The following is a 23,005-nucleotide window of genomic DNA, read 5'->3' on the forward strand; positions in this document are numbered from 1 at the left end:
TTTTGGAACAATAAAAATTAATGCCGAACATAATCGATTACATTATGCTCGGCATTAATTTTATATATCAGTTTTACAGTTGATTATCTGGATCTTCATCGTCTTCCACAGGACCTAGAAGAAGTTTTTCAGCTGTATTTATAACAAGCATTAGAAGAGCTGTAAGAATTATTATTGCTATAGTTGCTGAAAAAATAAGTGGAGTTCTAAAAGAGTTATATGCGGATTGAAGCCAAATACCTAAGCCGTTTCTAGCTCCTAAATATTCTGCTGTAGCAGCTGTTCCCAAAACATATGCTGCGCTAATTTTAATTCCTCCGAAAATTTGCCTAGCCGCTACGCGCAACTTAACATGCCACAAAGTCCAAGTAGCATTAGCTCCACAAGTTAATGCAACATCGGTATAAAAACTAGGAACTGCGTCTAATCCTCGAACAGTTTGAACAGCAATAGGAAACATACTAAAAATCATTACTATTACTATTTTTCCAGACATTTCAAATCCAAACCAAATCAAGAAAATTGGTGCAATAGAAATTAAAGGCATAGTTTGAGCCGCGCACAGTAGTGGGAATAAAGCAGACTTAACTAGCTTAGAAACATGGAAAAATACGCCCAGAAGAATTCCGCATATTATTGCTAGTGCAAAGCCAATAACTGTTTCTTGAGTTGTTATTAGTGCAGCAGGCAATAAAGTAGGGAATGATTCAATTGTGTCTTGAGCAATAGAAGTTGGTGCAGGAATAAGATTTGGCGATATCTTATAGTGTTGGCAAGCAAATTGCCATAGAATCAGCACAATTGCTATTGATATTACAGTTGGCAGACACTTTGCAAGCGTAGTCTTTAAACGCGATTGCGTCATTTATTTTCAATCCTTTTCTTGAATATTAAACTAGTGATATAAAAATAGCGACTGCTGCCCCAATCGCATAAATTCAGAAATAAGAATAGCACGTGTATTCTATCAGAATCTTATGTTTGTAACATGATTATTAATTTGTCGATTGAATCGTGCATAATCAAAATGTTTCGTGAGTCAATGTGTGGCAAACCTAGTCAAACTCTTAGCTTGATAGGGGGCATTGAACGGCGCGGGCTAGGCCCTTGATACCGTTTTCTGCCAAGTCTGTGCTGCATTTCCCAGAAAATGGTAAGTAAAAACAAAGTAGGGAACTCATGAATATGCGTGTTTTAAAGCGTGGTCTTGCGTTTATTCTTTCTGCATTTTGTGTATTATCTCTTTCTGCATGTGGATTTGAGGATAATAATCAAAATTCGAATCTTCGTAAAGTATCTTTTATGCTTTTTTGGGCACCAGATACTAATCATATTGGTGTCTATGTTGCAAAACATAAAGGTTGGTTTAAGGATGCAGGATTAGATGTGGATATGCTTGCTGTTGCTCCAACTGGTTCTGAACATGCTGTAGACAGTGGTGCAGCTGATTTTGCCCTTACTACATTAACTAATGTTGCTGATTCTTCTACAAAGGGAGCTAATCTTGAGCAGGTTATGCAAGTGCAGCAAAAACCAAGTGCAATTTGGTGTGCTCTTGCTAAAAACAATAAGATTCATTCTCCTAAAGATTTTGATGGAAAAACTTACGCGTCTTTTGGTGCTGCAGAAAGTGATGTTGTAATTAACAGAATGATTCAGCATGATGGTGGCAAGGGTAAATTCGATAAAGTTACTGTTGGAACCTCAACTTTCCGTACTCTTGAATCTGGAAAAGCAGATTTTGGTGGGTTTTATGCGACTTGGGAAGGTGTCCAAGCAGATATGTTCGGTCCTAAGCTTCGTTGTTTTAGGTCTAGAGATTATGGAGTTCCTGGTCAGCCAGATACGATTGGTATTATTACTAATAAGCGAACAATTAAACGTGATCCTAAGCTTGTTCGCGCATTCGTTAAAGCTGCAAAGCGTGGGTATGAATACGCGTATTCGCACCCAGATGAAGCATCTGACATTTTGGTTAAAGAAGCTAAAGACGCAAATCTTAATCCAAAATTTGTTAAACGCAGCATGAAACTGATCGTCGATGGTCAGTATTGGGGAAACCACGCAGATATTAAAAGTGGCAAGTTTGTGTTTGGCACAAGTGATGTTAAAGGTGCTCAAGACTACTTTAACTTCTTAAGCCAAGGAGGAGCTTACACTGATGCAAAAGGTAAGGTAACTCATAAAACTCCTCAAGCTAAAGAATTATCCACCGACGAATTCTTAAAGTAGTTTTTGCGAAAATTTTAAACAATAACCGCATTATTTAAACAATGACCGTCTTATTGGTAGAATAGTGCGCAGTATATGAGGGCGTATCGAGAGCCTACGTATTTAAGTAGTATTCAATCGGTACGCCCATTTTGTTGTTGAGTTTATGAGTTGGAGTGTGCGCTATGGCATCGGATTTTTGGCTGATTGTAGGACTTGGAAATCCTGGATCGAAGTATGAAGGTACACGTCATAATATGGGATTTATGGTTGCAGACGTGCTAAGTGAGCGTTGGTCAATATCTTTTTCCGACCATAAGGGCTTGTCAAAATTAGGCAAGGGAGTAATGAATTTAGACGGTAAATCGGCGAAGTTTTTCCTCGCTAAGCCGCTCACATTTATGAACGATTCTGGTGCTGCTGTTTCGTCAATAAGCTCGTATTATCAGATTGAAACTGACCATATTGTGATTATTCATGACGATATGGATTTGGATTTTGGTCGGATTAAAGTAAAATCTGGCGGTTCTGCTGGAGGTCATAATGGTATTCGTTCTATTGATCGCAGTCTTGGAACTCCGCAATATGCTCGTGTGAGAATGGGTGTGGGGCACGCTCAACGCGGAGCGCACGCGCATGATAATACTGTTAATTGGGTTTTGGGTGGTTTTGCTGGTGCGCAAAAATCTGAACTTCCTAATTTTTTGGCAGATGGTGCTGATGCAGTAGAAAGTGTGATCTTCCGCGGACTTAGCGCCACTCAGGAGCATTTCAATGGCAAATAAATCTGATTTTTTTGCTAACAATATGTCAGATTCTAAAGATTTTATAAATTCTAACGTTTCTTTTGAAAATATACTTAAAGATATTTTAGATAAAAATGAAGCGTTTAAATCTTTAGTTTCTAACGTGCTAGATTTTCCGAATCCGCTTACTGTAGCATCTCCTTTAGGTTCTAGACCTGCTATAGCAGCTGCAATATCAAAGAGTAGTCCTGTTGTTCTAATTACTCCATCTGGTAGAGATGCTAGTGACGCTGTTTCTTCAATACGCGATTGGTATGATGGAGATCCTCAGGATATTGCCGAACTCGAGGCTTGGGAGACTCTTCCTCATGAGCGTCTTTCTCCTAGAGCAGACACTGTGGCAAGTAGAATGTCGGTTTTTAGAAGATTAAAACATCCTCAAAGTGGCAAAAATAGAATGTTTAGCCAAATTCGTGTGCTTGTTATGCCAGTTCGTTCTATTATTCAGCCAGTTGTTGAAAATATTTCAGACGTGGAGCCTCTTGTTTTTGAATGTGGTAAAGAAGTTCCTATAGATTCTGCTGTAAAACGTCTTGTTGAAAACTCTTATAATCGCGTTGAGTTGGTTATGAATCGTGGAGAATTTGCGGTTAGAGGTGGAATAATAGATGTTTTTTCTCCAACGATGAATCATCCTGTTAGAATCGAATTTTTTGGAGACGAAATCGACACGATTAAGCAGTTTCATGCATCTGATCAGCGCACATACGGTGAGAATATTAATAGTATTTGGGCTACTGCTTGTAGAGAATTACAGCTTACAAAAGATATTCAAAATCGTGCAAAATCTTTGATTGGTAAAATTCAAAATGCTGACGAAATGTTGGAATCCATATCGAATGCAATACCTGTAGAAGGTATGGAGTCGTTGCTTCCAGCATTAGTTGACAAAATGGAACCAGTAGAAAATCTGCTTCCAAAAAATTCTATAATATTGATCTCTGACCCAGAAAAATGTAGGCGCGCAGCTCAAGATTTAAGTAGAACTGCTAATGAATTTTTGGCAGCAAGCTGGCATGTAGCTGCATCTGGTAGAGGAGCAGGTGCTCCAATCACATTCGATCAGGCGAGTTTTCTTGATTTTGATGAAACTTTAGCAAGCTTAGAAAATAAGAATCATCAGGTAATAAATTTAACGAGTTTTGGATCTGATAAGTCGCAAGCAACCGTAGGTCTTAAAGAATCTGACGAAAATAAAATTGTAAAAAATAGCCGTCTAGGATTGAGCATTAAATCTCCTCAAGAATTTAGAGGAGACAATGAAAAGATTTCTAGTGGAATATCTGGTCTTATAGCAAACGGATTTAAAGTTTACATAATTGCATCCGCATATGGAACCTTATCTAGACTAAGTCGCGCAATACAATCAACTGGAATTTTTGATTTTGTACCGATTCAATCGCAAATAGTGGACGGATTCATAGATGAACAAAGTAAAATCGCTATTCTTACAGAAAGAGATTTGACTGGAAAAACATCTTCTGCAAGCGCGCTTAAAACTCCTAGGAGAAGACGAAAATCAATAGACCTTCTAGATCTTAAACCAGGCGATTTTGTTGTTCACGATCAGCATGGAATCGGCAAATTTATAGGCATGAGGCAGCGAAATATAAAAACCTCAAGTGGAGAAGCTACTCGTGAATACTTGGAAATTGAATACGCACCAAGTAAACGTAATGCGCCTGCCGACAAGCTTTTTATTCCAACCGATCAACTCGACTTGGTTAGCAAATATATTGGGGCTGAAATTCCAAAGTTAAACAAACTTGGAGGATCAGATTGGGCTGCTACAAAGGCAAAAGCTAGAAAGCATGTTCAAGAAGTTGCAGAAGATTTAATCAAGTTATATTCAGCCAGAGCATCTACTAAAGGTTTTGCCTTCAGCTCTGACACTCCGTGGCAAAAAGAGCTGGAAGATGCATTTCCGTATCAAGAAACGCCAGATCAGCTTACTACTATTGACGAAGTTAAACAAGATATGCAGAAGCCAATTCCAATGGATAGGTTGATTTGCGGAGATGTTGGGTTTGGCAAAACGGAAATTGCTGTTCGAGCTGCATTTAAAGCTGTTCAAGACGGTAAACAAGTAGTTGTTCTAGCGCCAACCACTCTTTTGGTTCAGCAGCATTACGAGACTTTTACTAACCGTTTTTCTGGCTTCCCTGTAACAGTTGCCGCAATGAGCAGATTCCAGAGTGCAAAAGAAATAGACGCTACAATGCAAGGAATAGAATCAGGGCAAGTAGATGTTGTTGTTGGAACTCATAAACTTTTAAATCCAAATATAAAATTTAAAGATTTAGGATTAGTGATTATAGACGAAGAACAACGTTTTGGTGTTGAACATAAAGAAACTTTAAAAGCTCTACGAACAAATGTAGATGTGCTTAGCCTTTCTGCAACGCCTATTCCTAGAACGCTTGAAATGGCTGTTACGGGTATTCGTGAAATGTCTACGCTTGCTACGCCTCCAGAAGATCGTCTACCAGTCTTGACTTATGTTGGAGCATATGAAGATGCACAAGTTGCAGCCTGTGTTAAACGTGAATTATTGCGTGGAGGACAAGTATTTTACGTTCATAATCGCGTAGAAGATATTAGTAAAATTGCCTCTAATATTCAAAAACTTGTGCCAGATGCTCGAGTGGCGATTGCGCACGGAAAAATGGGCGAGAAACAACTTGACACTATTATTCGTGATTTTTGGCATAGGGATATTGATGTTCTTGTTTGCACTACGATTATTGAAACAGGATTAGATATTTCTAATGCAAATACGCTTATTGTAGATCACGCTGACAGATTCGGCTTAAGTCAGCTTCATCAATTACGAGGACGAGTTGGCAGAGGTCGTGAGCGCGCATACGCATACTTTTTGTACGATCCTACTAAGCCTATGACTCAGCAGGCTCACGACAGGCTTGCAACAATCGCTCAATATACTGCTCTTGGCTCTGGTTTTGATGTTGCTATGAAGGATTTGGAATTGCGCGGAACTGGCAATTTGCTTGGAGATGCTCAGAGTGGGCATATTGAAGGAGTCGGATTCGATTTATATGTTCGGATGGTATCTGAAGCTGTTGAAAAATATAAGGAACCAGATCATAAAGAGTCCATATCTGTTTCTATTGATTTGCCAATAGAAGCCTCAATTCCAGTATCTTATATTGATTCAGATAAATTACGTTTGGAAGCTTATAGGAAGCTTGCTGAGGCTCAGAATGATGAAGACTTAAAAGAGATTTTCAATGAGTTAAGCGATAGATATGGAAATCCTCCTAAATCCTTACAAACATTATTTGATGTTGCAAGATTACGTTTTAAAGCTAAACAAATGGGTATTAATCAAATAAGCATGCAAGGTAAAACTGTGCGCGTTATTGGCGTAGATCCAGCTCAATCTGTTTGGATGCGTTTGAGTAGGATCTACAGGGGAGCACAGTTTAAGCCTGTAACCCACACAATGATTTTTCCATCTCCTTTTGCGTCTGTTTTAGGGGATTCATCGTCTATGAGTGAAAAAGAGATAGTCGAATGGGCTAAGCAACTTTTAGAAGACATTGATTGGTAAAAATTAATAGGTGAATTTTAAATAGTGGACATGTCACTTTAAGGCAAGTCTTAAATCATCTTCAATAGAAACATGATTTGTAGGTCTTCCTTGCGAATCAACACTGCTCCTATCGATATTCCATTGCCTTGATATTACGCCATTTTGAAGCATTAGAATACGATCTGATAATCTTACAGCTTCCGCAATATCGTGAGTAACCATGATTGTGCTCCAGCCGTTTTGTGTTCTTAGCTTAGCTAGAAGATCTTGCATGTCTAGTCTTGTTAAAGCATCTAATGCGCCGAAAGGTTCGTCTAAAAGCAATAGCTCTGGGTTTCTTACTAATGCTCTAGCTAAAGAGACGCGTTGAGCTTGACCGCCAGAAAGTTGAGAAGGCCATTTATTGGCGTATTCTTCTAATTGCATTTTGCTAAGAGCATTATTTGCAAGTTTTTTAAGATTGTTTTTACTGTCTGAAAGACCAAAAACAACGTTTTCACCAATTTTTAGCCATGGGATTAATCTTGCATCTTGGAATCCTATAGCCTGCATGTCTGTAACGTTTATACTGCCGCTTGTAGGTTTTAATAAACCAGATATTACTTTAAGAAGCGTTGTTTTTCCGCAACCTGATCTGCCAATAAGTGAGACAAACTCGCCTTGCTTAATGTTTAAATTAATATCTTTCAAAACCTTATAAGTGTCGTCAAATGCTACTTCAATATGCGTTAAAGAAACACAGTAGGAATTGTTGACATTATTAGCATTATTTTCATTGTTTTGAATGTTCATATTAACTCCTACTGTGTTTTGATTTTGAAAATTATTTAGCGTATTTTAAAGATTTAGGTTACTTGCTGCAATCCATTACGGAATCATCCAAGTTTGTTGGAGCTTGCTTAATTAAACCATATTTTACGTATTCTTTTGCCTGAACCTTCATCATTTCTAAGCCTTTCTTATCGATTGGCTTAATTGTTGGATTATCGAATTTTTCAATCTGCTTAATGATTGTATCGCTTGCTCCAAGTTGCTTATAAGCATTCCCAATAACATTCTTTTCTTTATGCGACTTATTAGCTTCGCGAACAAGGGCGTTATACATTTTTTTAACGAGCTCAGGATGCTTCTTAGCAAATTTTCTAGAAACAATGTGAATGGTAACATTCATGTTGCCATACTTTTTAGCGTTAACAAGTAATTTTGACCCAGGGGTTGTCATCGCTGCAGCAAGATTCTGATCGAATGAGGAAATTGCATCAATCTGTCCAGATGTAAATGCTGCCTGGAAGTTCTTAGGGCTCATCTCTACTTTATGCACTTTAGAAACGTCTAATCCGCTTTTATCGAATGCGCGGTGAAGCATGTAATCGCCAGTATCACCGTTGTGAATAATAGCAACTTTCTTTCCATATAAGTCTTTTAGTGTTTTTGCGCCGCTTTTTGCGGATGCAACGATTCCTTGAGAATCACCATTGTAATATTCGAGCGCAAATGCAACCCAAGGTTGACCTTCTGCAATCAAATCAATAAATCGTCCAGTTCCAGTAGTTGTTGCATCAGCGCTTCCGCTCATAACTGCGGTAAGACCATCAACTGGAGTGTATGGTCCAGTATAGGTGACTTTTGCTTTTCCAAATTCTTCCTGAAGGAATTTTTCATTTTTTAACGTTGTTAAATAGTTTGCTGTAGAAAGATAAGCAACCCTCATTATTCCCGTATCTTTGCTAGAAGATTGGGAGTTATTTGCAGGTTTTTGAGCTCCGCCGCAAGATGCAAGGGCGATAGTTGCGCAAAAAGCGCATATTGCTGCAATAGAGCGTTTGCTAGCAATTTGTATTTTGAAATTAGCCATGATTTGGCTCCTTTACCTTTATTTTGTGTTTTTCTTATTTGGTTTATTTGGTTGTTGATTAAATTTTGTTGATTAAATTTTTATAAAAATTGACTTATTTTTAAAAGTATCGTTAAAAGTATCTCTAAAATTCACAGAGGATTTTATAAATTCTTTATTTACGTGAATTTCTAAAATCAACTCTTTGTTAAGATTCTCTATTTACTCTGCGTTCTGGCATAAGCCAATATTCGAATATGTTTGCAGTAACTTCTGATCCAAGTCCTGCAATCGCATATAAAATAATGCATGCCATCATTTGATCTGGTCTAAAGAATTGTTGAGCTCTAGAAAGAATATATCCGATTCCTATTGAAGAATTAACTGTTTCACAAGTAACTAAAGCAACCCATGCTACGGAAATTGAAAATCGCAATCCTGTCATAAAATTAGCTAGTGTTCCTCGCATAAAAATTGTTGTAAAAACAGTCGATTTTTTAACGTTATAAGCCTTTGCAAGTTCTATTAGTTTAGGGTCAATGTTCCTTACTCCATCTCGAATATTGACATACATTGGTCCAAAAACACCAAGCGCTATAAGCATTATTTTCATCATTTCGTCCACACCGAGAAAAATGATCAATAAAGGTGCTAATGCTGGGAATGGGATGGATCTGAGCATATGACTTGGTTTATTTATTACTGATTCTCCTATTTTGCTTCCGCCAGAAATGATTCCAGATGGCAAAGCAAAAGCAATTCCTAAAAGAAGACCAGCTACAACTCTAAATATGCTTATTGCAAGAGACGGTAGTAATATTCCTTCGTTGTTTAAGTCAACAAATGCTTTTATTACCTCGCTTGGAGATGGCAAAGCGCGATTTTCGGCAGGAGTTAAGGTTGTTAAAAACCATAAAAAAAGAATCGCTATAGTAGAAAGCCAAGCTTTTAAAGAAATAAAAGCTTTATGATGCAGTTTTGCAATCGCGCTAAAAAGGTTATTCATAACGACATTCCCTTCGATAGTTTTAGCTATATCAGGTTCGACGGGTATAATCTCAGCAATTACAATTAAATAATTGCACCCCGTGTCAGTTTGTTATTATCGTATAAAGGCATGGACAAATCGCGAAACGCTTAGATTATATAGGCTTGTATCTTTAACGACTTACGCTACGAAATAACGTCCATAAAACGCATTAATCTTGAATATGTTACACAACCAACAAAATGAATAAGGAGTAGTTGTGGCAGCTATTGAAAGCGTATATGCACGCGAAATTTTGGATTCTCGTGGAAATCCTACCGTTCAGGTTTATTTGGAGACCGAAGATGGCGCTCAGGGTATTGGCTTAGTGCCTTCTGGTGCTTCGACTGGTGAGGCTGAGGCTTGGGAGCGTCGTGATGGCGACAAGTCCCGTTATCAGGGCAAGGGTACTTTGGAAGCAGTTAAGGCTGTTAATGAAGTAATTGCTCCAAAGGTTATTGGCATGGATGCCTCTGACCAGCGTGCTCTTGATGAAACCATGATTGAGCTTGATGGCACTCCAAACAAGGGTAAGCTTGGCGCAAATGCTATTCTTGGCGTTTCTCTTGCTGCTCTTTATGCAGCTGCTGAATCTGCAGAGCTTCCATTGTATCGTTACATCGGCGGAACTAACGGACATATTCTTCCAGTTCCAAACATGAACATCATGAACGGTGGCGCTCACGCTGATTTTGCAACTGATATTCAGGAATACATGATTTCTCCATACGGTTTCGCAACTTACAGCGATGCTTTGCGCGCTGGTGTTGAGGTTTATCACACCTTAAAGAACGTTTTGAAGAAGGAAGGCTTGGCTACTGGTCTTGGTGACGAAGGTGGCTTCGCTCCAAAGATGAAGTCCAACGAAGATTCCTTGAAGTACATCATGGATGCAATCGAAGCTGCAGGTTACGAGCCAGGAAAGCAGATTGGTATTTCCCTCGATGTTGCTTCTTCTGAGTTCTACAACAAGGAAACTGGCAAGTATCGTTTCGACGGCGAAGAGCGCGAATCTGCTTACATGCTTGATTACTACGAGAAGCTCATCAACGAGTATCCAATCGTTTCCATCGAAGATCCATTCCAGGAAGAAGGCTGGGATGATTGGGCAGCAATCACCAAGCGTCTTGGTGATCGTTTGCAGTTCGTTGGCGATGACTTGCTCGTCACCAATCCAAAGCGTTTGGCTAAGGGTATTGAGCTTGGAGCAGCTAATTCCTTGCTCGTAAAGTTGAACCAGATTGGTTCCGTTACCGAAACCCTCGACGCTATTGAGCTTGCAACCAAGAATGGCTTTACTTCTATGGTTTCCCACCGCTCTGGTGAAACCCCAGATACAACCATTTCTGATCTTGCTGTTGCTAAGAACACTGGTCAGATTAAGACTGGTGCTCCTGCTCGTGGTGAGCGTATCGCTAAGTACAACCGCTTGCTTGAGATTGAGGAAGAGCTTGGCTCTACCGCTCAGTACGCTGGTTACAGCGCATTCAAGGCTTGCAAGAAGTATATGAAGTAATATACTAGGGCTTTTATAAGTTATTCATAAGACTTGTTTAAGCTTTTTAAGCTTTGAGCTGAAGCTTATTTTCGGTCAGTCGCAATAAAATGCGGCTGGCCGTTTTTGTATATTTTCAATGATTTCTTAAAATTTTAAAAAAATTTTTCTAAAATTACTTTCATTATCTCCAGAATAGTGCTATTTTTATGAAAAACTAAAAACAGAAGGAGATGTTTCATATGAGAAAAGTCGCTGTTATAGGCATGGGTAATGTTGGTGCTGCAGTAGCCCATCAGCTCATTATTGGTGGTCACGTTGACGATTTGTATCTTTATGATTCAAATGAAGCAAAAGTTAAGGCTGATGCTCTTGATTTTGAAGATTCAATGGATAATGTGCCTTTTAACGTTAATATTACAGTAAATGATTATGAAGCATTAAAAGACGTAGAAGTAATCGTAAGCGCCTTGGGTCATATAAAACTTTTGGATGTTCCTCATCCAGATCGTTTTGCGGAGCTTAAGTATAACCGTAAAGAGGTTGCAGAAGTTGGTGCAAAAATTAAAGCTTCTGGATTCCATGGCGTTTTGATAGATATCACTAATCCTTGTGATGCTATTTGCCAGCTCTACAAGGAAGCTACTGGACTTCCATACGAAAGAGTTATTGGTACTGGCACTCTTCTTGATTCTGCCCGTTTGCATCGTGCTGTAGGAAAGTTCTTCGGAGTTCATCCTAAGGCAGTTAAGGGTTATAGTTTAGGCGAGCACGGCGATTCACAGTTCGTTGCATGGTCTACGGTAAAAGTGTTAGAGCAGCCAATTACTGATCTTGCTGAGGAAAAGAACATTGACTTGGATGCTGTTGATGATGAAACTCGCGAAGGCGGTTTCACTGTGTTCTATGGAAAGAAATATACCAACTACGGTATTGCTGCAGCAGCTGTTCGTTTAGTGAATGCTGTAATGACGGATTCTAGAGAACAGATGCCTGTATCCAATTATCGTGAAGAATATCATTCTTATCTTTCTTATCCAGCGATTGTTGGTCGAGATGGCATTATTGAGCAGTGCAAGCTTGATTTGACTGAAGAAGAGTTGCAAAAGTTGCAGCATTCTGCAGATACGATTTTGAGCAAGGCTCAAATGGAATAGTTGGGAATCTAAGTTTTAAAAGAATTTTGAGTATGATTTTGTGACCAGCTCCTATATATGGATAGCTGGTCACAATTTTTGTATTTTGGCGTGTATTTTGTTCATATTGTGTAATAATGATTTTTTAGGCTAAAAGTAAATATAAGGTGTATTTACACGTCGAATATTTAAAGTAACTTAGAAGTATGGTTTTGAGAAATCGCCGCACGGCAACAAGTACAGTTGATGAATCAAATCAGCCAAAGAAAAAAAGGCTGTTTTCTGGTTCGTTCGTATTTGTTTTTATGATAGTAGTGGCGTTTCTTTGTTCTATAGAATTTGTTTCAACAATTCGAAATTATGCGTTAAGCTTGGCTGAATTACACGCTTTGCAAAGAGATGAGTCTGCTCTAAAAGACAAAAAACAGGAGTTGGATAATAATATTGATCGTTGGAAAGATAAAGCGTATGTTACTGCACAAGCTAGGGATAGGCTAGGATTCATATTCCCTGGAGAGCAGGCTGTTAGAGTTGAACACCCAGAAGCTGTTACAGGAGTTGTGCCAGAATCATTTAATAAAGATGAATCACAGTATGAGGAAAGAAAAGCTCTTCCTTGGTATAGTGATTTGTTCTATTCACTTCATAAAGCAGATAAGCCAGATGATATGAGTATGAAATCTCAAGACGATGACGTTAACGATTCTAATAAGGATAAGACTTCTAAGCATAATAAAATGGATAAAAGTCGCCAGCAAAATAAACATCAGAAAAATAAATCGTCAAAATCTACAGATAAGAAACAGAGTAATACAAGTAGACAGTAGTAAGAAAATATTAAAGTACTTTATTTTAAAATCATGCAAATGCATAGGGGAGTTAAAAACATGGATTTGAATATACAATCCTTAGTGGATAGTTTGTTGGAAAACCCTGCAAGTGATGCAGATAAAGACATTGTTAAACGTCAATTGGGAAGATTCCCAAGGGGAATGGTTGCAGTTGGAGCTAGATGCGCTTGTGGACGTCCTCTTGCTGTTATTACAAGGCCATGCTTAGAAGATGGAACTCCTTTTCCAACTACATGCTACTTAACAAGTCCAGAAGCGGTTAAAGCGGCTTCGCATCTTGAAGCACAAGGTTTTATGAAGGAATGCAACAATTTATTGAATAATGACAATGATATTGTTAAAAAATATGAGCAGGCACATAAATACTATTTAGAGTTTCGTCACGAATTAGCTATTCGATTAGAAGATAGTGAAGAACATATTAAAGATATGAGTGCTGGGGGTATGCCTGTTCGTGTTAAGTGTTTGCATGCCTTGCTTGCGCAAAGTCTTGTAATGGGCAAAGGTGTGAATCCTATTGGCGATATGGTGTTAAGCAAGGTAAAAAATGAATTTGACCCTAATGTTTGTAAGTGCACTACTCCTTGGAGTGATGATGCTAATGAAATTGAAACTGAGAAATTATTAAATACAAAATCTTTTAACACCAATACAATCGTTGGAACTAATAAATCGGTTTGCGTAGCAGCAATTGACTGTGGCACGAATTCGATTAGATTAAAAATTGCAAAAGTTAATGCTAATGGTATGCGCGATGTTGTTCCTAGAATGCTTAGAGTTGTAAGACTTGGTCAGGGAATTGATGAAACGCATATGTTTGCTGAAGATGCCTTGCAGAGAGTTAAATCTGCTGCCAAAGAATTTGCAAAAGTGCTTAGCGAACACAAAATAGATGCTATTCGTTTTGTAGCAACATCTGCAACTAGGGATGCGCTAAATAGAGACATTTTTGAACAGATGATGTTTGATGAGCTTGGCGTACGCCCTGAAGTTATTAGCGGAACAGAAGAAGCTGCTTTGAGCTTTTTGGGAGCAACAAGTGTTGTTTCTAGAAAAGATTTGCAAGCCCCTTATGTTGTTGTAGATTTAGGTGGTGGGTCTACTGAGATTGTTCTTGGTGGAGACGGCGTGAATATTGCGGAAGATAAAGTGGATTCCGCGTATTCAATGAATATTGGTTCCGTTAGAATGACTGAGAGACACTTGCATACAGACCCTCCAACAGAAGAAGAAATTTCTTGTGCTATAAAAGATATTGACAAAAATATAGACGAAGCTTTTAAGCATGTTAACGCTGGTAAAGCTCGCACGATTATTGGTGTTTCTGGCACTGTTACAACTATGGCAGCCCTTGCTATTGGATTAAAGCATTATGACCATAAGGCTGTTGATGGAGTAAAAATCGCGTTGGATCAGGCGTATACAGTTAATGACAGGTTCTTGCATATGACAAGAGAACGTAGACGTACTTATGCCACTATTCATCCTGGAAGAATTGATGTTGTTGGTGGAGGTGCAGTTGTGTTGAGTCGTGTACTTGAACGACTTGCAAAAGCGGCGTATGAAGACCATGGTGGAGTTCTAGATACTTTTGTTGCTAGTGAGCATGGTTTACTAGATGGAATCACGTTAGATTTGGGTCGTAGAATTCTCGCCACACGCTGAGTTGTTTTTAATTGTATTATATGGCATAATAATTGTCTGTTGCCTCCGTGGCGGAATTGGCATACGCATCAGACTTAAAATCTGACGCCCTTACGGGCTTGTGGGTTCGAGTCCCACCAGAGGCACAAATGTTACGCTGCGAGTTTATTTTTTACGTATTTAATGTTAATTTTTTGTTGCAATTCGTAAGATTTTTGGTTTAATTAGTCTTTTTTCTATAAAAATATCTGTTTACAGTCTTGCGTTAATCGAGAATCGTACTAATCTATACCATTAATTGCAATAAAAGCAATAATAAAAATACAAGTAATATCGCAAATTAGGAAAAGAGACATAATGGCTGATTTAGAGGTTGCTCCAGACTTTAAAAATGCCTATGATTCTTACGATCATAGTGATTCTGATCTGTTGAACAAACTGGCTGGCAATTTTACTGTTTTGCCTAACGATAATCCTGTTTCGGATGCAAAGCGAGCAGAGCTGATTGATAAGCCTGCTTTTGGTCAGATTTTCTCCGACAATATGGTCCATATGTCTTGGACCAAGGGAGAAGGCTGGTCGGATAGACGTGTTGAGCCTTATGGGCCATTAAAAATGGATCCAGGTGCTTCTGTGTTGCATTATGCCCAAGAATGCTTTGAAGGTTTAAAAGCATACAAGCGAACTGATGGATCCATCTGGCTTTTCCGTCCAGATATTAATGCGGCACGATTCCAGAATTCTGCGAAGCGTTTGTATTTGCCAGATCTTTCTATCGACGATTTTATTGGATCTGTTGCAGCCTTAGTTAAGCGAGATAAAGAGTGGGTTCCAAGCCGACGCGAATATACTCTTTATATGCGTCCGTTCATGTTTGCTTCCGAGCCGTTCCTAGGTGTGCGAGAAGCTCATGAGGTTGAATATTGTGTTATTGCTTCTCCGTCAGGACCATATTTTAAAGGTGGCTTGAAGCCAGTTAGTATTTGGGTTGAAGATCAGTGGTTCCGCACTGGCCCTGGTGGTACTGGTTTTGCTAAGTGTGGTGGAAATTATGCGGCTTCCTTGCTCGGTGAATACAAGGGTATTGAACACGGTTGCGAACAGGTTTGCTTCGTTGATGCAGCAACTAAGACCTATTTGGAAGAGCTTGGTGGAATGAACGTGTTTGTTTTGCACAAGGATGGTCATTTGGAAACTCCATCTCTTACTGGTAGCATTCTTCCAGGTGTTACACGTCGTTCTATTATTCAGCTTGCAGAAGAAGCGGGTCACAAGGTTGTTGAAACTATGATTCCACTTCAGGGATTGCTTGACGATATTCGCTCTGGTGAGGTCACTGAAGTCTTTGCCTGCGGAACTGCTGCGATTATTACGCCTATTGGTCGCTTTAAGTCAGATGACTTCGATCTTAAGGTTGCTGATGGTGGAGTTGGTGAGTTGACTCAGGCTTTGCGTGATGAATTGCTTGGTATTCAGCTTGGAGATGTTGAAGATACTCACAACTGGATGTGGAAGGTGTGCGACTAGTTAAAAGCTGTTTAAGAGCTATTTAAAAGTCGTTTTAAATCCGTTAGAGTTTTTAGTATTTGGCGCGTCATTTTTTATATCTTATAAAAGGTGGCGCGCTAATTGTATGCTTAATTGGTTATAGGCTTATTAGGCGGATTTTGTTTTTTAAGTGTTTAACTAACCTTGGAAAGGAAATATTGTGGAAGGGGCTTTAGGAGATAACATTTTCTTCCTTGTTGTTGAATACATTGCTATGGGTTGCTGCGGAATGGTTGGCGGAATGTGGGCTATTCGCAAGAATTATGATATCTTTGCAATAATCACAACGTCATGGCTTACAGCATTGGGTGGCGGAATTGTTAGAGACGTTCTGCTTGGAGCTTTGCCGCCAGTTGGAATTGCAGATAGGGGATTTGTTTTTACTGGTCTTGCTTCGGGTGTTATTGTTGCTTTCGCTCATCTAGAAATTGATGAGTGGAAATGGCTTATGTTAACTCTTGACGCTTTAGCATTGGGGCTTTTTGCTGTAAATGGTACCGCTAAAGGCTTGGATTTTCACATGTCTGGAATGGCGTCTGTGTTTTTAGGCATGGCTACAGCTCTTGGTGGTGGATTAATTCGAGATATGGTTTTGAATCAAGTTCCTGTAATTGTTCGAGATAAGCATTGGTATGCGCTTCCTGCTGCAGTTGGGTGTGTTTTGACGGTATTTGTTGTAAAAGCACAACGTGCAGGATGTTTTGACGTTATTACAGAGATGATTTTAGATACTCTTATTGTTGTGCTAGTAGTTGCGATGCGATTAATGTCTGTAAAGTTTGATTTAACGCTTTTTGGTGCAATGAACCGCAAATCGCCAATAAAAATAAGTAAATATCGCAGACATAATGCATATAGTCGTAAAATTTCCGATAAAGCCATAAAAAATACAGAAAAAAATAATCAAAATAAATAGAAAATATAGTCTAATCTGAATAAATATCGGTTAGTGTCTAGAGTTTGTCTTTGCCTATCTCAATAATGAAACACATCGACCAGAGGTCGCGCTCAACAAGAGTAGCAATCATTAGCCAGAAAGAGGCGTTAAGTGATTTGCAAAAGGGGAGAGCGCCGAAGTTTGTAGGTTATTCTTTCTAGCTTACAAGCTGGGACTTGGCTTAATAAGCCAAGGACTGTCGCAGCAATTTTGGCAATTTGCTGCGGAGTGCTATCGACATGCATACTGTTGCCTGTTTGCCTCTGTTTGAATATTGTCAAAAGGAGGAAACAATGAATAACGACAGTTCATCAACTACTGAATCTCAAACTGTGCATCGCAGTTTAAAAACACGCCACATTTCCATGATTGCTTTGGGTGGAAGCATTGGAACAGGCTTATTTGTAGCTAGTGGCGCAACAATCCACATGGCAGGACCTGGTGGCGCGCTTTTGGCATACGCTGCAATCGGTATCATGGTTTATTTTCTTATGACATCTCTAGGAGAGATGGCAACATATATGCCAATTAGCGGGTCTTTTGCATCATATTCTGGAAAGTTTATTGATCCTGCTTTAGGATTTGCAATGGGTTGGAATTATTGGTTTAACTGGGCAATCACGGTTGCTGTAGATATAAGTACGGCAGCAATTGTTTTGCAATATTGGCTTCCTAATGTTCCAATATGGGTATTTTCGCTAACAGTTCTTGTTGTTATTCTTTTGATTAACATTCTTACGGTTAAGTGCTTTGGAGAAACAGAGTACTGGCTTTCGATTATTAAAGTTGTAACCGTTATTATATTCCTTGCTATTGGTTTGCTTACGATTGTTGGAATTTTAGGCGGAAAAGCGCCATTTCTAAGCAACTTTACACATAAAAATGCTCCATTTGCTGGCGGAATCCCAGCTGTTTTAGGTGCGTTTGCAATTGCAGGATTCTCGTTCCAAGGAACAGAGCTTATTGGCATTACAGCAGGTGAATCTGCAACACCAGATAAGAGTATTCCAAAGGCTGTAAAGCAAGTGTTTTGGCGTATTGTTTTGTTCTACATTCTTGCAATCTTTGTAATCGCATGCATTATTCCATACACAAGCCCAAGTTTGCTTGGATCGGAAGCTAGCGATATTTCTATAAGCCCATTCACTCTTGTGTTCCAGCGTGCAGGATTGGCGATTGCAGCAACAATCATGAATGCCGTTGTGCTTACATCTGTTATCTCGGCAGCAAACTCTGGAATGTATGCTTCTACTAGAATGCTTTACGCTCTTGCAAAAGATAATCACGCTCCAAAGATGTTTGGAAACGTAGATAGAAGAGGTGTTCCAATGCAATCTTTGGTTGCAACGTTTGTTGTAGCTCTTTTAACATTCTTGATGAGTATTTTTGGAACTCAAATTTACATGTTCTTAGTTGCTGCAAGTGGTTTGACTGGATTTATTGCATGGGCAGGAATCGCAGCTGCGCACTACAGGTTCCGCAAAGCGTATATTGCTCAAGGAAAGTCTTTGGACGATCTTGTTTATAAAGCTAAGTGGTATCCATTCGGTCCTATCGTGGCTCTTGTATTGTGCATTTTGGTTATTGTTGGCCAAGATCTTGAATCATTCCACACGCTTAATTGGCAAGCAATTGGCATAACTTATATGTCTGTGCCGCTGTTCATTGTGCTTTATGTTGGATACAAGATTAAGTACCACACTAAGGTTATTCCTTTAGATCAAGTTGATTTAACAAAGTGATTAGAATATAAAAAATGCGCTCAGTGATTTTGCTGAGCGCATTTTTATATTGATTAACAGAGGTTATTATTTGTCTCCGTCGTTAGAAATTTTAGGATCTGGCTGTTCCTTCTTTTTCTCTTCCTCTTCCGTCTGCTTTCTTTCTTCTTCCTTCTTTTTCTCTTCCTCTTCAGCTTGCTTCCTAGCTTGTTCTTCAGCTTGCTTCTTAGCTTGTTCTTCTAGCTGCTTCTGTAGATTTTCGGCAGCATCCCTAATTCGCTTTCTTCTTTCTAATTCTAAACGTCTCTTTTCTGCATCAGCCTTTGCATTTGCTTTAGCTTTAGCAGCTTGCTCGTCAGCTTGACGCTTTGCTTCTTCAATCTTTTTCTGCATGGCGTTATCTGCTTGAACTTTTTCTTCTTGAGTAGGAGGAATATTTTGAATAATAATATTCGGCTTACGCTTTACCTTAGGAGCTATACGAATAACAGGAGCAGTAATCTTCTGCAGTTCCTTCTGGCTTTCTTCAGCCTTCTGCTTCTCCTGTGCATTCGCTGTAGTATCTGTAGATGCTGCAGAAAGCTTATCAATCATTGCAGAAGTCACTCCACGAATACGCTGAGCATTGTCAGAATACCATTGAGTTGCAGCTATAGCTTGAGCTCCCTGAGAGCCTAACTCTTCTGGAGAATTAGCATTGCATACAACCGTTTCTGGCAAACGCTGCTTCAAAAGCTTAGCAAGTAATTTGCCATTTTCTGAGTTATCTTGAGCAAAAGAGATAAGAAGAGAATTTTTAGTAAGTTTTTTCCATGACTGGCTTGCTTTGCTAACTTGTGCAACCTTAATTTCGCACTGTTTTCTAGCTTCTTTCATACGAGACGAGTGCTGAATGCTCCAGCAAATACCACCAACGCCTAATACTAAAGCTAATACAATGACGCCAGCAACGAGAATTATCATCTTCTTTTTATGGCCATTATTTGTGGCTTCGGAGATGTTTTCTAACATGTATCATCCTCTGTTTTATCAATCTTCGCCAAGAATTGCTTTTTGCAAAACAACACTTGTAGTTTACGCCAAACTAAGTACGTGATCCTTGTAGTTTGTAGCATTTTTGATGATTTGCAGGACAAGCAATATTATTTGCGATTCATTAGAATACAATATTCAAATAAATTCAAAACAAAAAACCACCAGGTTCGCTGGTGGTTTTCTTGGCTCCTGCGGCTGGGCTTGAACCAGCGACCATTCGATTAACAGTCGAACGCTCTGCCAACTGAGCTACGCAGGAATATCCTCTGTGCTTGGCTGTGTGCCGTGCACAAGACATTTATATTACACGTAATTTTATAATATGCAAATATAGCGTGTTTGGGCGTGTCGAAAACTCGTAATCGTTGGAATACCAATGATTTGCATGCTTTAACCACATTGATAAAAAAGTGTTCCTAAAAAAAGAATTTTGTGAAAAACTTTCAAATATAAGTAAAAACCTTTAAATAATGCAGATTTTCGCTGTTGAAGCATAAAACAAATTTGATTTATGAAAGGAGAAAAATAAAATATCATGAGAAAAATATTTGATTTAAAAATGCTTAAGCCCAGAATCTTAAAAGTCAAAAAATTTATATTAAAACAAAAATCACAGTTTGTTAGAATACTGATTTTTATGATTCTGATTGTAATCATGTTGATTATTCATAGTTGCATAAATCCTACAATAAACAAAAGTATTGAGTATGAATATTTGCAATCGAATCAAACTGATTATAGTGTGTCTTCATTTGACTCTGGTTGCATAGAAAAATCTTTTGTAGGTAAAAATCAAAAAATAGTCGCGAATACAGTTAGTCAGGCTTCAACAGCTTCAACACTAGAAGAAACTACAAATTGTAAATCAAGGATGGTATGGCCAGTAAAAAATGTAAATATTATTGAAGATTTTGATGCTCCAGCAAAGCCATGGCTCGCTGGTCATAGAGGAGTTGATTTGCGAGCAGAGGAAGGAACTGAGCTATATGCTCCATCAGATGGAATAATAAATTTTGCTGGACTTGTGGCTGGAAAATCTGTTGTAACAATCAAACATGGAGTTTTGTCTTCCACATTTGAGCCAGCATATACAGATTTACCAGTTGGAACAGTTGTTAGAAAAGGTCAATTTTTTGGTTACGTAACAGTTGGATCAGATCATTGTGACAATTTGTGTATTCAATGGGGTTTAAAACGAAGAGACAGGACTTATGCAAATCCAAGGAAAATGGTAGCGAAAAAACGAATAATTTTAAAGCCCAAAGAAGAGACAAAAGAAGAAAAAAATAGTCTGTAAAATGTGTGTCGTATAGTGTAATAAGAGTCTTGGGCTTAAGACATTGACCTAAGATTATTACATAAGATTTTCTTAAACATATTAGGGAGCGAATATGCAAAAGTATTCTCGTAATCTCGATGAGAAAATTGATTACAATGCAAACATTTTTTCGCTTCTTGAAAGTCGCGTAGAACGTAAGCCGAACGATTCATTGGTTGAGTATGTAGGACGCGACGGGGAATGGAATTCCTACAGTGCTAAAGACTTTAAAGATTTGGTTATATCGGTAGCAAAAGGATTCATAGCACACGGTGTGATGCCGGGAGATACTATATCGATAATAGCGCATACTTCATGGCAGTGGACTGTGCTTGATATGGCAATAATGTCTATAGGCGCGTTAACAGTGCCAATTTATGAAACAAGTTCTGCAGTGCAAATAGAAAATATTATTAACGATTCTAGAGTAAGCATGATTTTTGTTGAAGATGAAAATATGCGTGAAACTGTGGAAATATCAAAGAAGTCATGTCCAAGCCTTAACGATGTCTATGTATTAAGCAGAGACGCAATAGATGCGCTAATTGAGTATGGAAAAACAGTTACAGACTCAGAGTTTTATGAAAGAGAAAAAGCTGTTAAAGGCGATGATCTAGCTACAATCGTTTACACATCTGGATCTACAGGAGACCCGAAAGGTATAGAACTTTCGCACGGAAATTTTGTGTTTATAGCGAAATCTGGAATGCTTTCCATGCCAGATATAGCATTAAAAGGCAAACCAAGACTTCTTTTATTCCTTCCTTTAGCACATGTATTTGCAAGATTTATGCAGTTCTTCTGTTTTGCGGGAAATGTAACACTTGGATTGTCAAGCAACCTTAAAACAATACTAAGTGATTTTAAAAGTTTTAAACCAACTTTCATACTTGGTGTACCTAGAATATTTGAAAAAATCTACAATGCTGCCTCTCAAAAAGCTGGTAGAGGAGTAAAAGGATTTATATTTGCTCAAAGCGTAAAAGTGGCAAAAGAATGGTCAAAAGCTCAACAATCGGGGAGAATGATTTCGCCAATGCTGGCTATAAGCCACTCCTTATGTAAAAAGCTCGTTTACAACTCAATTTTGCAAGTTTTTGGAGGAGACGTTGAATATGGTGTTTCAGGAGGAGCACCATTAGACAAATCGATTTCGCATTTCTTCAATGGCATGGGATTGCCAATTCTCGAAGGGTACGGAATGACAGAAACATGTGCTCCGTCAATGGTAAATCCAACGAAAGGCTATAAAATCGGAACAGTTGGTTTGCCAGTACAGGGAGTGTCTGTAGCAATAGATGATGAGGGAGAGCTTTGTATTAAAAGTCCCGCTGTTTGCAAAGGATATCATAATCATCCAGAGATAACTGAAAAACAAATAGTAAATGGATGGTTGCATACAGGAGACTTCGGATCTTTAGATTCCGACGGTTTTGTAAAAATTACTGGTCGCAAAAAAGATCTGATAATAACAGCTGGCGGGAAAAACGTTTCACCTAGCATACTCGAAGCATCAGTTATGACTTCTTCAATTATTTCTCAATGCGTTGTTATTGGAGACAGAAAACCTTTTATCTCTGCGATTATTGCGTTAGATCTTGCAGAAGTGAATTCTTGGCTGAAATCTCGAGGAGCAAGCCCAGTGCGCTCACTGGAAGAGGCAAGAAAAAATTCAATCGTCATAAGTTCCGTAGAACAAAGCATAGTTAAAGCAAATTCTAATGTTTCTAGAGCAGAATCAATCAGAAAATTTGAGATTGTTCCAGATGCTTTTACTCAAGAAAATGGTTTAGTTACACCAAGCCTTAAAGCAAAGCGCAATGCTGTTATAGAACGTTATAACGATCTTATCGAAAATAAGATTTACGCTCCAAGACCAAGAAAATAAC

Annotated in this window: 17 protein-coding genes, 2 tRNA genes and 2 riboswitches; of the genes, 13 read left to right on the forward strand and 6 right to left on the reverse strand. The window is 38.7% G+C overall.

Going from position 1 to position 23,005, the window contains the following annotated elements; all coding sequences use genetic code 11:
- Nucleotides 1–73 precede the first annotated feature (73 nt).
- Nucleotides 74–865: an ABC transporter permease gene (locus HXT19_RS02770; RefSeq protein ID WP_004111838.1), complete on the reverse strand. Its 792-nt coding sequence runs from the start codon at nt 863–865 to the stop codon at nt 74–76.
- A gap of 314 nt (nt 866–1,179) precedes the next feature.
- Between HXT19_RS02770 and HXT19_RS02775 the strand changes: the two genes are divergently transcribed.
- The 3 genes from HXT19_RS02775 (at nt 1,180) to mfd (ending at nt 6,588) form a co-directional block, all read left to right on the forward strand.
- Complete coding sequence (locus HXT19_RS02775; protein ID WP_064623334.1) at nt 1,180–2,232, forward strand: ABC transporter substrate-binding protein; 1,053 nt, start codon at nt 1,180–1,182, stop codon at nt 2,230–2,232.
- Between the two features lie 164 nt (nt 2,233–2,396).
- Nucleotides 2,397–2,996: an aminoacyl-tRNA hydrolase gene (gene pth / locus HXT19_RS02780; protein ID WP_004111835.1), complete on the forward strand. Its 600-nt coding sequence runs from the start codon at nt 2,397–2,399 to the stop codon at nt 2,994–2,996.
- The gene (gene mfd / locus HXT19_RS02785; RefSeq protein ID WP_004138191.1) at nt 2,986–6,588 is read left to right on the forward strand and encodes a transcription-repair coupling factor; all 3,603 of its coding nucleotides are present in this window, start codon (nt 2,986–2,988) and stop codon (nt 6,586–6,588) included. Before pth ends, mfd begins: the two co-directional genes overlap by 11 nt.
- Nucleotides 6,589–6,621: 33 nt before the next feature.
- Here the strand turns inward: mfd and HXT19_RS02790 are convergent, their stop codons facing one another.
- From HXT19_RS02790 to HXT19_RS02800, 3 genes are all read right to left on the reverse strand, one after another.
- Nucleotides 6,622–7,362, reverse strand: a complete 741-nt coding sequence (locus tag HXT19_RS02790) for an ABC transporter ATP-binding protein (RefSeq protein WP_004111829.1) — start codon at nt 7,360–7,362, stop codon at nt 6,622–6,624.
- Between the two features lie 58 nt (nt 7,363–7,420).
- Complete coding sequence (locus HXT19_RS02795; protein WP_004111826.1) at nt 7,421–8,425, reverse strand: ABC transporter substrate-binding protein; 1,005 nt, start codon at nt 8,423–8,425, stop codon at nt 7,421–7,423.
- Between the two features lie 187 nt (nt 8,426–8,612).
- Nucleotides 8,613–9,410 (reverse strand): ABC transporter permease, encoded by a 798-nt coding sequence (locus HXT19_RS02800; RefSeq protein ID WP_004115260.1) that lies wholly within the window; start codon nt 9,408–9,410, stop codon nt 8,613–8,615.
- Nucleotides 9,401–9,503: riboswitch (TPP riboswitch) on the reverse strand. It overlaps the preceding gene by 10 nt.
- 148 nt (nt 9,504–9,651) lie before the next feature.
- Between HXT19_RS02800 and eno the strand changes: the two genes are divergently transcribed.
- The 8 genes from eno (at nt 9,652) to HXT19_RS02840 (ending at nt 18,784) form a co-directional block, all read left to right on the forward strand.
- Nucleotides 9,652–10,947, forward strand: coding sequence for a phosphopyruvate hydratase (gene eno, locus HXT19_RS02805; protein ID WP_004111823.1), 1,296 nt, complete (start codon nt 9,652–9,654; stop codon nt 10,945–10,947).
- A 221-nt stretch (nt 10,948–11,168) separates the two neighbouring features.
- Nucleotides 11,169–12,083: an L-lactate dehydrogenase gene (locus HXT19_RS02810; RefSeq protein ID WP_004111821.1), complete on the forward strand. Its 915-nt coding sequence runs from the start codon at nt 11,169–11,171 to the stop codon at nt 12,081–12,083.
- Between the two features lie 185 nt (nt 12,084–12,268).
- A complete protein-coding gene (locus HXT19_RS02815; RefSeq protein WP_101887821.1) occupies nt 12,269–12,889 on the forward strand; it encodes an FtsB family cell division protein in 621 nt (206 codons plus the stop codon).
- Nucleotides 12,890–12,949: 60 nt separating this feature from the next.
- Nucleotides 12,950–14,578, forward strand: a complete 1,629-nt coding sequence (locus tag HXT19_RS02820; RefSeq protein WP_174191081.1) for a DUF501 domain-containing protein — start codon at nt 12,950–12,952, stop codon at nt 14,576–14,578.
- A gap of 41 nt (nt 14,579–14,619) precedes the next feature.
- Nucleotides 14,620–14,703 (forward strand) — tRNA-Leu (locus HXT19_RS02825).
- Between the two features lie 211 nt (nt 14,704–14,914).
- A complete protein-coding gene (locus HXT19_RS02830) occupies nt 14,915–16,084 on the forward strand; it encodes a branched-chain amino acid aminotransferase (RefSeq protein ID WP_004111815.1) in 1,170 nt (389 codons plus the stop codon).
- A gap of 181 nt (nt 16,085–16,265) precedes the next feature.
- On the forward strand, nt 16,266–17,021 hold the full coding sequence (locus HXT19_RS02835) for a trimeric intracellular cation channel family protein (protein WP_004111813.1): 756 nt from the start codon (nt 16,266–16,268) through the stop codon (nt 17,019–17,021).
- A gap of 71 nt (nt 17,022–17,092) precedes the next feature.
- Nucleotides 17,093–17,284, forward strand: a riboswitch (Lysine riboswitch).
- A gap of 51 nt (nt 17,285–17,335) precedes the next feature.
- On the forward strand, nt 17,336–18,784 hold the full coding sequence (locus HXT19_RS02840; RefSeq protein WP_004117983.1) for an amino acid permease: 1,449 nt from the start codon (nt 17,336–17,338) through the stop codon (nt 18,782–18,784).
- A gap of 66 nt (nt 18,785–18,850) precedes the next feature.
- On the opposite strand, the gene HXT19_RS02845 is transcribed toward HXT19_RS02840, so the two are convergent.
- Complete coding sequence (locus HXT19_RS02845; protein WP_004115253.1) at nt 18,851–19,774, reverse strand: hypothetical protein; 924 nt, start codon at nt 19,772–19,774, stop codon at nt 18,851–18,853.
- A 207-nt stretch (nt 19,775–19,981) separates the two neighbouring features.
- Nucleotides 19,982–20,057 (reverse strand) — tRNA-Asn (locus tag HXT19_RS02850).
- 276 nt (nt 20,058–20,333) lie between these two features.
- Here HXT19_RS02850 and HXT19_RS02855 point away from each other — a divergent pair.
- The gene (locus tag HXT19_RS02855; RefSeq protein WP_192382245.1) at nt 20,334–21,095 is read left to right on the forward strand and encodes a M23 family metallopeptidase; all 762 of its coding nucleotides are present in this window, start codon (nt 20,334–20,336) and stop codon (nt 21,093–21,095) included.
- A gap of 94 nt (nt 21,096–21,189) precedes the next feature.
- A complete protein-coding gene (locus tag HXT19_RS02860; RefSeq protein WP_004111801.1) occupies nt 21,190–23,004 on the forward strand; it encodes an AMP-dependent synthetase/ligase in 1,815 nt (604 codons plus the stop codon).
- Nucleotide 23,005 lies beyond the last annotated feature (1 nt).

The organism is Gardnerella sp. DNF00038 (assembly GCF_049262855.1).
GTDB lineage: Bacteria > Actinomycetota > Actinomycetes > Actinomycetales > Bifidobacteriaceae > Bifidobacterium > Bifidobacterium vaginale.